We start from the raw sequence: 13,435 nt of genomic DNA, 5'->3' as shown, positions 1-13,435 counted from the left end.
TCAATATGGGATGCTCCTGAAGCGTAGCGCGCGGTACGAAGTAGGACGAATTTTTGACGAGGGAGGTTAGTTACGGCGAGTCGAGGATGAGGATTCTGGCGAACCGTCGCCAATCACATCGGCCAGCGGAATGCGTTGAAACTGCAATTGCGCCTCGCCGCCTTCGTACAGAATCCCAATCGTTTGGGGGTCGATCATCGACATGCAGCTGTAACCGGCGCCTGCTCGTTCATCGAGCAACAGGCGGTTTTCCTCCGGCCAGCTTTTACCGCCATCGGGCGAACCTTTGATTGTCTGTCGCGAACGGCCGCGGAGGCTGTCAGGGTTCGAGAAGAGAATCCAGCCCGGCTTGTCGATTCCCAACTCGCGATTGACGTTGATTAGGCTGGCCATGCACGTGCGAGGCTCGATCAGCGAACGACGCGACGTCGAGTGTTCCGTCCACGTTTCGCCCATATCGGTCGTCGTCGCCACCACGCGAGTCGACTCGCGGTTGTAGCGGCAATTGAGCATTAGCGCGCCAGGTTCGACTTCAATGACCTGGGCTTCGGTCGTCTGGTCAAAGGCGCCTGTGCCGATTTGCCAGGTCGTGCCGTGATCTCGGGAGTAGAGAATGGTCGAGTGCGGCAGGCGTCCCTTTTCGGGCGAATCCTGGTACTGCGCGGCGAAGACGAGCGTCCCGTCCTGCATGGTGATTCCTTTGCCGGGGCCTTGCAGCAGTAACGACCATTCTGGACGCTTCACTTGCTTGGTAATATTCATCGGCGCCGACCAGGTAAGGCCATCGTCGCTGGAGCGAACCATCATTAGTTGCCCCGTTTCCTCAGGCTCAAGCCCTGGCGACGAGCCATGCCAGCCGCGATTGCCGTGACACCAGATCGCCGCGATCCAGATGTCGCCGGTCTGCTTGTCGACCAGCACGGCTGGATCGCCGACGCCGTCATACGACCACCGCGGATCGCTCCCCATGTCGAAGATGATTTGCATGGGCAGCCACGTGCGGCCGCCGTCAGTACTGCGCGATATGCCGACATCGATGTCGCCGGGAAGATCATTCCCCGATTTTTTCCGCACGTCATAGACGGCGATCAGCGTGCCTTGGTTGGTGGTAGCCAGGCCGGGGATGCGATAGGTATGAAAGCCGTCGTCGCCCCTCTTTCGCAAGGCGTAGCCGATCCGCAGGTTTGAGTTGGGCTGTGTCGCTTCTATTGCGTAGGATCTGCCGGCGATATTCACTGACGTGGCGGCGATATTAATCGTATGCGCCGGGTCGACCGTCTCGTGCAGTTGGAGCGATACGAAGAAGCGGTTGGCGCCAGGCGACAGTTGAAAATCCCCGGGAATCGCCAATACAGACGATATTTTCGACGCACCGCCAAAGCGACGTAGCGCGGCGGAGTCTCTGCGAAGATGTCTCCAATCAAGGGCCTCGACGTCTCCCGTCGCGAAGATTTCGAGTTGTGAGATTTGACTCGGCGGCAATGTGCCGTCGATCTTGAGATCCAATTCGCGAAAGTTCAACGGCTGAAGGGTTCCCTCAACCTCGATGCACACTTCCAAGACCGGATTAAGCTCGTTTCGAACCAGCACCGGCGCAATCGGCTGGCGAGTCCTGACCGCGACTACGCGTTGCGGGGTCGCGACTTCGACCGCCAGGTCGTCGATCAATACGCCGCTCTGGTCAGGCGTCGTGCTGGTGAAGCGGATTTGCCGCGGAAGTCCCTGCGGCAACGGGATCGATAGTCGATTTTTGAACGACCCGATGGGGAGGTTTCCGCCATCGTGATAAAGCGTCGTCCACGTTTCGCCGTCGCTCGCTTCCACGCGAAAATCAAACGGCTTTTGGATGGTCCAGCGTTCTATCCAGAATTCGAGTTGGTCGACTTTGGCGGCTAGCGGCGACGGCGTCCAGACAACGCTCCGCTTTTCCCCGCCGAGCAGATGGAGGCTTTGTCGGCCGCTGCGATGATGGTCCGTATGCGCTTCGGCGTGATCGGGCGCGGCGGTCCACTTGCCGGATGAGTCTGCCGCCGACTGGATTTCGCCGGGGGCGAAGTCTTCAAAGCCAGTCGCCAGGCGATTGGAAGCGGTAGGAGCGGCGAGCAGCGAGTCGCACCCCCATAATGCGGCGATAACGCACAGCAGTCGTAACGATCGGAAAGAATTCATGGAGGGTATTGCGTTTCTCGCTTGTTGGTTCTTGCGGCGCAGGGTTAGCGGCGCTTCGTGGAGAGATCAAACTCAAACTGGTGCTTGTCTTGGCTGACGATTGCGATTAGTTCGGAACGAATGTTGTAACGGCTGGGAATTACGACGACGGCCTGGGACGTCGTGCTGGAACCGGCGTCGGTCCCCTCTCCTTCCCAGGTAACTTTCACCGTATGCTTGCCCGGGACGGCGCCATCCACGCTGGTCAGATACTGCAGGGAAAACTCGCCGGCCTCGTTGGTGAAACCAACCGAGCGGCGGCCGAATTCCGGTTCAAACACGACGCGGAGCCCCGGCGTCTGCTTGCCGTCGACCGTGATCCTGCCGGTGACGTCGACCAGGTCAGGCAGATCGCCGCGATTGGCGCCGCATCCTATGACGCCGGTCAGCGCGACGAGCGCCAGCCATTTCAAGTAATTCCGAAACATGGGAGGCCTTTACATTGGAACGGGAGGTTCAGCCGCCGTATTCAGACGGGCGTCAGCTTGGCATGTGGCGATAGTGCAGCGACTAGTATTCGTCGACAACTTGCCCGTCGTTTCGTTGGCCCAGCCAAAGATAGGTGTCGGCGTCGATCGTTTCGGGAAGGAAGCGGACCGAACCGTCGCAAAGCGCGAACTGGGCGCCCCCTGGGTGACGACTGGTGAAAACTCGTTCTCGCCGCCAACCAGCGGCGCCGCCATCTTCATTGATCGAAAAATCGACGACGCCGACGACGCCGAAAAGACATCCGTACGAGCAGCCCAAGCACCTGTCATACCGCGCGCCGGCCCAACCGCCTGCATTCTTTGAGATCTTCTGGCTTTTCTCGCCGACTAGCAGCGTGTTGCTCAGTCCATCGGTAATATCCCTGAAGCGAAAGCCCTTGGGCCCCATGACTCCTTCAGGGCGGTACGTCTCATTGACGGCGTCGGTGCGGTAATAGAGAGCGCCGCCGCTAACGGCAGGCACGTTGGGCGAGTAGGCGGTCCCCGCCTCCGCCGTGTCAAACCGTCCCAAGACGCCGCTGTAGTTTGATGCGCCAGAGACAAAGCTGCCGCTGGTGACCAACTTTGGCGGGTTATCCGTGGGGCAAATAAAAGCTGGGAGATAGGTTCCCGTCAGGTTGATGTCAACCGAACTGACCTCTTTTGTATTGGGGCTCAATTGATCGTAAAGCGGGGCTTGCTCGATGTACGGAAGCAAAAGCGTCCCCCAGCCCCAGGTAGCTTTGCCGTACGTGTTGGCGACCCGACCTTCGTCATAGTAAATCCAACCAGGGGGAAGCTTTTGTATCACGTCGTGATAGTTATGCATCCCAAGGCCGATCTGTTTCAGATTGTTGCCGCACTGCATGCGACGGGCCGCCTCGCGGGCTTGTTGAACCGCGGGAAGCAACAGTGCGATCAAGACGCCAATGATCGCGATGACCACCAACAACTCAACCAACGTGAATCCTTTACTTTTCATGCGACTGACTCGCTTACTCGCAAAAATTAAAAAAAAGGGTTTGAGATGGAATCGAAGCTGCGGGGCCCAGCAATGGGGTTAGTTGGACAATTCGATATCGAAATGGTTTTCGGCGCCGGTCACTTCCAGCTCGATCTCCTGCGGATAACGCGCGCACGGGGGCAATTTGCGTGACGAAGGAGAGGAACGGCGGACGGCGTATTCGGGATTCGATTCCTCGGTCAGCGTCATGCTGTCGAGCTCTTGACCGTCGAAAACCACCGTGACGCGATGCGGACCAAGCACCGCGCCGTCATGCATTTGATAGGTCGTCAGCTCAAAACTGCCGTCCGGGCCGATTTTGGAGGTCGCCGGCTTGCCGACTAGCGTCGAACCGCTGTTGGCGATCGGGGTAAACAGAATCGTAGCGGCGGAAATCGGCTTCGTTTGACAGGTCACTCGGCCAGTCACATGGCCCAACGGCAAGTCGTCTGTGCCGCAGCCGCTCGCGAGGAAGAGACAACCGATTAGGATCGCCGAGCCGCCGATACGTGTGAATGCGGAAGCGATCATCTCAAAATTCTCCCACTGGGTTGCGGTCGTCGATGCGAGCCAGGTTGGGCAACAAGTTCGTGTGATCGAGGTTTTCGCTAAGAAAGCGAGCTGAACCGTCGAACAGCGCAAACTGAACGCCGCCAGGATGTTGGCTGGCGTAGATCATCGGAGCGAACGCGAGGTCGAGACTCGCCGCTTCCGGATCGCCATTAAGGGGGTGCAGCGCGTGGATCGAGCCGAGGGTCGAACCGACCGAATCGGTATTCTGCCCTGAATTCCCCATCCGGTCAGTGCGGTTGGCGGCGGCCCATACGGCGCCTCCCAAGATGTTCTTGCTACGCGGATTAGCTACCACTTTTTCCCCGGCCATCAGCGTGTTGCTGGTCCCGTCATGGATGTCGGCCAGCGTTTTGTAGCTGTTGCGAAAGAAAGCGCCGCCGCGATCGACCGATGCCCCACTGGTGTAGCCGTGACCGGTGACCGTCGCATAGTTGGAGGTCGCCAGCTTCTCGTCGCTGAACAGGTAGTGCGGGTTGAGCGTTTCGTCGGTCGAACTAGGACAAAGGTAGGCGGTCAGCGGTTGCTGCAGCAGCGTTAGGTTCGATGTGATCGCTTGGCTGACCGTTTGCGGGCCTGGCGATAGTTGATCATGCATCGCTTGTTGTTCTAGAAACGGCAGCAGCATCACTGACCAACTCCAACCATAACCATCAACGCCGCCGGTGTCGTTCGCATCATCAATGAAGCCCGACGTTAGAACGCGGTGGGTGTCGTGATAGTTGTGCATCGCCAGTCCGATCTGTTTCAGGTTGTTGATGCATTGCATTCGACGGGCCGCCTCGCGGGCTTGTTGCACCGCCGGCAATAAGAGAGCGATCAGTACCCCGATGATCGCGATCACGACCAGGAGTTCGACCAGGGTAAACGCTCGTCGTCGAGTCATGGACAATTCCTTGAAAGAGGATCGAAGGACGAAGTGATGGGTTTAAGCTACTTGCACCCTTCCGGCCCTGCGCCCGAAAAATGGTATTGTGATGTGCGCAAATGCCCCAGCAGGTAAAGAGAAAAAAAGCGCCGTTAACAGCCAGGAAATGACCCGTAACAGGCAGTTAATCGCGAAAGAGCAGTGTTAAATTGCTGGGAAGAAGCGTGCAAGCGATTTAGACGCCGGTCCGCTTAACAAGCGCGGGGGATGCGCGCGGTGGAATTGTCCACGAAAAGTGGACAGTGGATCGAGAGATGTCAGACATCCAGTTCCCCAAACCAATACCGACAACCGTCGGATCCTCACCCCACAGTCGACTTCAATGTTGTGCGCTTTGTCGAGAGACAATTTTGGAGCAACGTCGGTATTTGCTGGAAGCGAAGACGGGACCACGGGCAAGCCGTGGCTGAGGAAGTTGCGTGTAAGCAAGGGGCTTAGGCCCGGGGTGGAGTTGTTGCACGCTCGTTGCCAAGCGTTGCTTTCACCAGATCGATAAATGATCGCAAAACCGGGTCTTCGGTAATTCGGCGGCTGCGGTAGCCGTTGATTTCGGTCGGCGGCAGGCAATGTTTAAGCGAGCGTTCGACCAGTTCGGGATCGCTCGTAGCGTCGGGAATGACGCGGCCGACCAGGCCGATGCCGTGCCCTTGCTTAACGCAACTGCGAATCGATGACGCGAGAATCAAATCGAAGCCTCGTTCCGGAAAATCAAAGACGCCGGCTTTGGTGAGGATGGCGCGGCCTTCATCGTCGGCGTACGAAGCGCGATGATTGAGCACCGAATACTTGGCGAGATCTTTCGGTAAGATGCGGCGCCGCTCGGCGAGCGGATGACCGACCGGCATGATGACCATCGGCTCGATCGCGTACATCGGTTCGACCAACAGTTCTTCAGGATTGCGGCAGCACTTGTTGTCGCCGATCACCAGGTCGACTTCGCCGGCTTCCAGCATTTCGTTGCCAAGCGACTCAAACACTTCTCGCATCACCAGGCGAACGTCGGGAAAGTTGGCGCGGAACTGGGCGATCACTCCCAACAGATCGTCGGTATAGCTGCGCGGCGGCGCAGCGACCGATAACGTCCGCGGCGCGGTCTCGCACGCCTGTTGAAAACGATGCCGCAACGTTTCGAATTCGGCGATGATCGGCGTCGCTAGTTCCGCTAACAAGCGGCCGGCCGGCGTGATCTCGCTGCGGCGACCGTCCGACTCGATCAAGGTCTGTCCCAGCAGTTGTTCGAGTGCTCGGATCTGTTTCCAGACAGTCGGATGCGAGACTTGCAGCGAATCGGCGGCGGCCGACATGCTGCCGTGGCGGACCGTTTCGCAATAGCTGCGCAGTTGCGGGTAAGAGATGTCTTTGTAGAGCAGCGTTAACGGCGTTTTCTGGGGCATCTGGCCGATTCCTGATTGCGATTGCACGTAGTGCAACCTGTCGTTTCAAATTATTGTACCAAATGAAGTCTCGATTTAAACCGCTTCCAGGATATACTCATTTCATGGTTTGAGCCTGGAAGAATTGTCGTTTTTGAAAACGAAATTCCTCTGCGGGCAAAATCGATTGGACACGCCTGATAACTCGACGCTTCTCCTCCTTCCTGGGAAGCCATGTTTCGAGATTGACCAATTAGCGCGCTGGCTTTTGAGCTGCATGAAAACTCCTGCCTAAAGAGAACTCCATGTCGACTCCCCGCTGCTATCGACGATCGCTTTGCTGGATCGCTTTGTTGTGGATCTTGCCGACTTTGCGGCTCTCGCCGTGCGAATCGCGCGCCGCCGAACCGCCGGCGCCGAGCAGCGATGATTTGAAGTTTTTTGAAGCAAAGATTCGTCCGCTGCTGGTCAGCAAATGTATTGATTGCCACGGCGAGGATACCCAAGAGTCGGCGCTGCGATTGGATACTTACGCCGGCATGCTCGGCGGAGGAACTTCGGGACCGGCGATCGTACCAGGCAGTTTGGACGAGAGTTTGCTGCTGACCGCGGTCAGCTTTAAGCATGAGCTGCTGCAGATGCCGCCGGACGGCAAATTGGCCGATGACGAAATCCAACTGCTGCGGCAATGGGTCGAAAAAGGGGCGCCGCATCCGGAGAGCGGCGACGCCGGTTCGATCACGCCGCGCCGCGGCGCGATCGACTTGGAAGAGGCGCGGAAGTATTGGGCCTTTCAGCCGATCGTCCGCCCGGAAGTTCCTGAAGTTGAAGGCCAGCCGGCCAAGCCGAATCCGATCGACGCGTTCACTTTTTCGCATTTGCAAAAACAGGGGTTAACCCCCAGTGCCGCTGCGGACAAACGGACGCTCTTGCGCCGCGCGACATTGGACCTGATCGGCTTGCCGCCGACGCCGGAAGAGATCGCCGCATTTTTGGCGGATGAGACCCCTTCGGCGTTTGAGCATGTGATCGATCGCTTGTTGAGTTCGCGCCGGTATGGCGAACGTTGGGGACGGCACTGGTTGGACGTGGTTCGCTACGCCGACAGCAATGGTCTCGACGAGAATCAGGGCTTTGTCGACGCTTGGCGATATCGCAACTATGTAATCGATGCGATGAACGCCGACAAACCGTACGACCGATTTCTACAAGAGCAAGTCGCCGGCGATCTGCTGGAGAAAGACGAGCGGCACGGCGAAGCGTCGGGCGACTATTCGGCGGTGATCGCGACTGGTTTTCTGACGCTGGGGCCGAAGGTCCTAGCCGAGAAAGACCCGGTCAAGATGGAAATGGACATCATCGACGAGCAGATCGATACGTTTAGCCAGGCCTTTCTGGGGATGACGATCGCTTGTGCGCGGTGTCACGATCACAAGTTTGATCCAATCTATACGGCCGACTACTACGCGTTGGCGGGGATCTTCAAAAGCACCAAGTCGATGCAAAACTACACGGTGATCGCCAAGTACAACGAGCGAACGTTGGCGACCGACGAAGAAATCAAGCGAAAGACCGAACTCGACGCACAGCGAAAAGCCAAAGAGACCGAACTCGCCGCGCAGGTGAAAGCGGCCAATGCGGCGCTGCTGAAAGAAATAGGCGCCGCGGCGGATAGCGCGGTTCCGGCCGACGCCGAACAAAAGTATCCAGAAGAAACCAAGACGCAGTTAGCCAAACTGCGCAAAGAGATCGCCCAATTAACCGCCGACGCGCCCGAGTTGCCGACCGCAATGGCCGTGGAAGAAGGAACGGCCGCCGATACGCAGATTCATGTTCGCGGCAGTCATCTGATGCTGGGGCGATCGGTCGAGCGCGGCGTACCGGCGGTCATGAATCGATCGGGCGCCCTCAAAATCGGCGAGTCCGAAAGTGGTCGTTTGCAACTGGCGCGTTGGTTGACCAGTGAGGAGAATCCATTGACCGCCCGGGTGGCCGTCAATCGGATTTGGGGCTGGCATTTTGGCGAAGCCCTCGCGCCGACGACCGACAACTTTGGGCGACTCGGAGAAGCGCCGACTCAGCCGGAATTGCTGGACTGGTTGGCCGTCGAGCTTCGCGAGAACGGCTGGTCGATCAAGAAGCTGCAGAAGCAGATCATGCTGAGCGAAACGTATCAGTTCAGCAGCCAGGCGATCGCCGAGAATGAGCAGCTGGATCCCGAGAACAAAGCGCATTGGCGGGCCAATGTGCAACGCCTGGACGCCGAATCGTTACGCGATTCGCTGTTGGCGGTGAGCGGGCTGTTGGACACGAGCCGCGGCGAGTCAGTCTTGGATCTGCCGAAGTGGAAGCTAGTCTTCGATCACACCTCGAAAGATGCGACCACTTACGACACGTTCCGCCGCTCGATCTATCTGCCGGTGATTCGCAACAACATGTACGACGGCTTCTCGCTGTTTGATTTCGCGACGGCCGATGTCACGACCGGAAGCCGGGGGACATCGACGGTGGCGCCGCAAGCGTTGTATGCGATGAACAGCGAACTGTTTTTGTCGGCCTCGGAAGGGCTCGCGAAACGATTGATTGAGGAATTTCCGAGCGATGCGGAAGCACGCGTGCCGCGGCTTTATGAAATCGCGCTAGGACGACTGCCGCAACCGCATGAAGTCGAACGGTTATTGAAGTACGCGTCGCAGCTCGAGCCGCTGCTGCAAACCGACGCCAAGATCGAAGATCCGCACCTGGCGGCCTGGTCAGCCGTTTGTCAGAGCGTGTTGGCGTCGAACGAGTTTTCCTACGTGGAATAGCGAGCTTCGCCCGCAGCCGTACTGAAATAGAAACGCTTGGGATGGTGAACCGATATGAATAACGAAATCTCCTCCGCCGTGCTCAGTCGCCGTTGTTTGCTCCGGAATTCGGCCGTAGGTTTTGGATATCTCGCGCTGCAGGCGATGCTCTCAGGCCCGACAGGACTCTCGGCCGCGAGCGCCGCGTCGGCGACGTTGTCGCATTTTCCGGCGCGAGCCAAGCGGGTGATCTTCCTCTTTATGAAGGGAGGTCCGTCGCATGTCGATTCCTTCGATTACAAGCCGAAGTTGCAGCAAGACGACGGCAAGCCGTTCCCGTTTGAAAAGCCGCGCGTGCAGTTTGCTCCGACCGGCAATCTGCTCGGCTCCCCTTGGAAGTTCCAGCAGTACGGGGAAAGCGGCGTCCATGTCAGCGAGCTCTTTCCGCATGTCGCCCAGCATGTCGATGACATCTGCTTTTTGAATTCGGTGCATGGAACCAATCCGTCGCACGGCGGCGCAGCGCTCAAATTGCATACCGGCAGCGACAACTTCATCCGCCCTAGCATGGGCTCGTGGGTGACCTACGGCCTGGGGACCGAGAACGACAATCTGCCGGGCTTTGTCACCATTTGTCCCACCTTCGCACACGGCGGCGCCAAGAACTGGGACTCCGCATTTTTGCCGGCGCGATTTCAGGGGGTTCCGCTGGGAGTCGCGTCGCAGCCGTCGACCAAAGCCGAGGTCAAGTATATCGCCAATCCGCAGTGGAACGCGAAAGTGCAGCGGATGCAACTTGATCTGATGCAGGCCATGAATCAAGAACATCTCGCGATGTCGGGGCCAGAGTCATCGTTGGAAGCGCGGATTCAAGCGTTTGAGCTCGCCTATCAAATGCAGACCGAAATGCCGCTCGCCCAAAATCTGGCCGAGGAAACGCCGGACACCTTAGAGATGTACGGGCTCAACGATGCGATGACCGAGGACTTCGGTCGGCAATGTTTGTTGGCGCGGCGCTTCGCCGAACGCGGCGTTCGCTTCATCCAGGTGACGCATAGCGACTCGAAGGTGCAGTGGGACCAGCATGGCGACTTGAAAGCAGGCCACACCAAAAACGCCGCGGAGGTCGACAAGCCGATCGCCGCGCTGCTGACCGATCTGAAGCAACGCGGCTTGCTGGAAGATACGCTCGTCCTGTGGGGCGGCGAATTCGGACGGACGCCGACTTGCCAAGGAGCCGGAGCGGATGGACGTGACCATAATCCTGAGGGCTTCACCATGTGGATGGCCGGCGCCGGCGTTCAAGGAGGGCTACGCTATGGCGCGACCGATGACTATGGCTACTACGCGGTCGAAAACAAGATGCACGTCCATGACCTGCATGCGACGCTGCTGCACTTGTTAGGAATGAATCACGAGCAACTCACTTACAAGCACGCTGGACGCGATTTTCGCCTGACCGATGTGCATGGCCAAGTCCATCACCAGATCCTGGCCTGACCGCGCAAGCGCCTTGAGACCAGATTTTGCACCCTCTCCACCCCCGTGAAACTACAACATGTCGCAGATGGCGCCTACGCATCGGCTTTCCAACGAATCTTACTGGAACGGCAAAGCCTATCTGAACACCGCGGCCGAAGGTTTGCCGCTGCAGTCGTGCGTCGACGCCGTTCAGCAGTATCTGATGGCCAAATCGCATGGCGAACCGGGACGCGAAGAGTTCTGGAAAGCGTACGAACGTGCGCAGCAAGGGGCGGCGCGGCTCTTCTCGGTCGCTGCGGATCAGATCGCCTTGATTAGCAGCACGACCGAAGCCCTAAATACAATCGCGCATTCAATCGATTGGCGCCCCGGCGATGAGGTGGTGTTCACCTCGAGCGAGTTTCCGTCGAACATCTTTCCATGGGTGGCGCTGCAGAGTCGCGGAGTGAAGTTGCGAATCGCGCATCCCGGCCCCGACGGGATTTCGGTCGACGATTTGCTCTCGCAGATCAACGACCGGACGCGACTGGTCACCGTTAGTCAAGTCAGCTATGCAACCGGCGAGCATTTAAATCCCGAACCGCTGTGGCGGCGCGTTCAAGAAACTTCGGCGCTATTGTGCGTCGATGCGACCCAGGCGGCCGGGCGCGTTCCCGTGGATGGCCGCATGGCCGACTTTACGGTCGCCAGCGCGTTCAAGTGGATGAATTCGATCCACGGCGCGGCGATCATGTCGGTCAGTCGCCGCGCCCTGGAAGCAGATTTGCTGGGACCGGCCGGCTGGCTTTCGGCCGAAAGCTGCTTTGCCGACGATCGGCTCGAAACGTTCCATCCCCGCGCTGATGGTCAACGCTTTCAAGCCGGAATGCCCAACTTTGACTCGATCTGCTCGCTAGCGGCCGCACTCGATTTTCATACGCCGGAAGCCGTGCAAGAACGAGCCGCTCATTTGGCCCCCTTGGTCAGTCAGCTGCGCGCCAGCCTGGTCGCGATGGGGCTCACGCCGCTCGTGCCAAAGTCCCCGGCGCGACAAGCGGGCATCGTTCCCTTCGCCTATGAGTCATCGGCAGAAATGAAGCGACAGCTGGCCGAGCGCGGGATCTTTGTGCAGGGAGACGACCGACGAATTCGCGCGGCGCTCCATTGGTACAACACGCAGGAAGATGTAGAGCAGTATTTGGAAGCGCTGCGTGATTTGCTTGACTCCTCTAAGGCGCCGGCGACTCGGCTCGAAAATAGTTCGGTATAAAGACATGCCCATAGATACAACGATGGATGGCGACTCTTTGGGGTTGCGCACGGCACGAATGAAGACGATCTCCGATAGAGGACCAACCGACATGAAAGCGGAACTCCAGAAGCCGCAGAATCTGACCAGCGTCGCGTCGCTCACCGAGCCTGACCCGTTAGAGATCCTGCAGGAATTAATCACGATTCCGAGCGTTAATCCGTGTGGGGCGGACCTCACCGGAGCGATCTATTTAGAACACGGCATGACGCGCTGGTTGACCAACTTTTTCAGTAACCTTGGTACGCCGTTTGAAGTGCAGGAAGTCGCCGACGGCCGCTGCAACGTGGTGGCCCGCTTGGACGTCGACCCTGATGCGCCGACCATCATGCTTGAGGCGCATCAAGACACCGTCCCTGTCGACGGCATGACGATCGCACCGTTTGAGCCGGTGTTGGAAGGGGGGCGTCTGTATGGTCGCGGCGCTTGCGACGTCAAAGGAGGCATGGCGGCGATGCTTGCGGCGTTCGCTCGCCTAGCGACTGAGCGTCCCACCGGGTGCGCGAACGTCATCATGGCTTGCACCTGCGACGAAGAGTTTGGCGCGACCGGCGCACGTCACTTGGCGCGAAGTTGGAATAACGTCGATCCGGCCGAATCTTTCCTGCCGTCGCCGCCCGACTTTTGCATCGTCGCCGAACCGACCGACTTGAACATCATCGTCGCGCATCGCGGCGTGGTGCGCTGGAAACTGCAAACCCTGGGGCTGGCCTGTCACAGCTCGCGCCCGCATGAAGGGGTCAGCGCGATTTATGCGATGGCCGAAGTGATTCAAGCGTTGCAGCAATACGCCGGCGAACTGCCGGAGCGCGTCGGCGAGCATCCGCTGTGCGGTGCGCCGACGTTGAGCATCGGGCGAATCGTAGGCGGCGCCAGCGTCAACATCGTACCGCACGAGTGCGAGATTGAAATCGATCGCCGTACGAGTCCCGGCGAACGTTCCGACCAAGTATTGGCCGAATTAGAGACCTATCTGCGTGGGCGGACGAGCGTCGACTTTGTCATGCATCCTCCTTGGATCGACGCCGATTCGCTGGCCGACGATCAAGATCCGCGTTGGGTCGATCGATTGCTGCAGCAGATTGAAGCGATTTCTGGCCCGCGCGAAAAATTGGGCGCCTGGTACTGCACCGACGCAAGTAGTTTCGCCGCGGCGGGAGCAGAAGCGGTGGTGTACGGTCCAGGATCGATCGCCCAGGCCCACACGGCCGACGAATGGATCGAAATCGAGCAGCTTCGTCAGGCATGCGAAACTTACTATCAATTCTGTCTCCGTCCGATCGACATGCAGTCGCCTGCCTAATTCGATTCACCTCCGCCGTTAGGACCT

10 protein-coding genes are annotated in these 13,435 nt (G+C 58.6%); 4 read left to right on the top strand and 6 right to left on the bottom strand.

What is annotated here, in order from left to right; translation table 11 throughout:
• Positions 1 to 66 precede the first annotated feature (66 nt).
• The 6 genes from DSM3645_RS19680 to DSM3645_RS19655 all read right to left on the bottom strand — a co-directional run bounded on the left by DSM3645_RS19680 (position 67) and on the right by DSM3645_RS19655 (position 6,570).
• On the bottom strand, positions 67 to 2,169 hold the full coding sequence (locus tag DSM3645_RS19680) for a sialidase family protein (RefSeq protein WP_002654057.1): 2,103 nt from the start codon (positions 2,167 to 2,169) through the stop codon (positions 67 to 69).
• A gap of 44 nt (positions 2,170 to 2,213) precedes the next feature.
• Positions 2,214 to 2,636, bottom strand: coding sequence for a hypothetical protein (locus DSM3645_RS19675; protein WP_002654056.1), 423 nt, complete (start codon positions 2,634 to 2,636; stop codon positions 2,214 to 2,216).
• Between the two features lie 82 nt (positions 2,637 to 2,718).
• Positions 2,719 to 3,657 (bottom strand): DUF1559 domain-containing protein, encoded by a 939-nt coding sequence (locus tag DSM3645_RS19670; RefSeq protein WP_002654055.1) that lies wholly within the window; start codon positions 3,655 to 3,657, stop codon positions 2,719 to 2,721.
• A gap of 78 nt (positions 3,658 to 3,735) precedes the next feature.
• The gene (locus DSM3645_RS28675; protein WP_002654054.1) at positions 3,736 to 4,209 is read right to left on the bottom strand and encodes a hypothetical protein; all 474 of its coding nucleotides are present in this window, start codon (positions 4,207 to 4,209) and stop codon (positions 3,736 to 3,738) included.
• Position 4,210: 1 nt separating this feature from the next.
• Positions 4,211 to 5,134, bottom strand: a complete 924-nt coding sequence (locus tag DSM3645_RS19660) for a DUF1559 domain-containing protein (protein WP_002654053.1) — start codon at positions 5,132 to 5,134, stop codon at positions 4,211 to 4,213.
• Positions 5,135 to 5,610: 476 nt separating this feature from the next.
• On the bottom strand, positions 5,611 to 6,570 hold the full coding sequence (locus tag DSM3645_RS19655) for a LysR family transcriptional regulator (RefSeq protein ID WP_131282742.1): 960 nt from the start codon (positions 6,568 to 6,570) through the stop codon (positions 5,611 to 5,613).
• Between the two features lie 284 nt (positions 6,571 to 6,854).
• Here DSM3645_RS19655 and DSM3645_RS19650 point away from each other — a divergent pair, with 284 nt between their 5' ends.
• The 4 genes from DSM3645_RS19650 to DSM3645_RS19635 all read left to right on the top strand — a co-directional run bounded on the left by DSM3645_RS19650 (position 6,855) and on the right by DSM3645_RS19635 (position 13,408).
• Positions 6,855 to 9,356 (top strand): PSD1 and planctomycete cytochrome C domain-containing protein, encoded by a 2,502-nt coding sequence (locus DSM3645_RS19650; protein ID WP_002654051.1) that lies wholly within the window; start codon positions 6,855 to 6,857, stop codon positions 9,354 to 9,356.
• 54 nt (positions 9,357 to 9,410) lie between these two features.
• Positions 9,411 to 10,835 carry a DUF1501 domain-containing protein gene (locus DSM3645_RS19645; protein WP_002654050.1) on the top strand — a complete coding sequence of 475 codons (1,425 nt, stop codon included), beginning with the start codon at positions 9,411 to 9,413 and terminating at the stop codon, positions 10,833 to 10,835.
• 58 nt (positions 10,836 to 10,893) lie between these two features.
• On the top strand, positions 10,894 to 12,066 hold the full coding sequence (locus tag DSM3645_RS28670; RefSeq protein ID WP_002654049.1) for an aminotransferase class V-fold PLP-dependent enzyme: 1,173 nt from the start codon (positions 10,894 to 10,896) through the stop codon (positions 12,064 to 12,066).
• 91 nt (positions 12,067 to 12,157) lie between these two features.
• Positions 12,158 to 13,408 (top strand): M20 family metallopeptidase, encoded by a 1,251-nt coding sequence (locus DSM3645_RS19635; protein ID WP_116344538.1) that lies wholly within the window; start codon positions 12,158 to 12,160, stop codon positions 13,406 to 13,408.
• Positions 13,409 to 13,435 lie beyond the last annotated feature (27 nt).

Source organism: Blastopirellula marina DSM 3645 (assembly GCF_000153105.1).
GTDB classification, from domain to species: Bacteria; Planctomycetota; Planctomycetia; order Pirellulales; family Pirellulaceae; genus Blastopirellula; species Blastopirellula marina.
The sequence above is the reverse complement of the archived record's forward strand: the minus strand, read 5'-3'. Positions and strand labels throughout refer to the sequence as shown.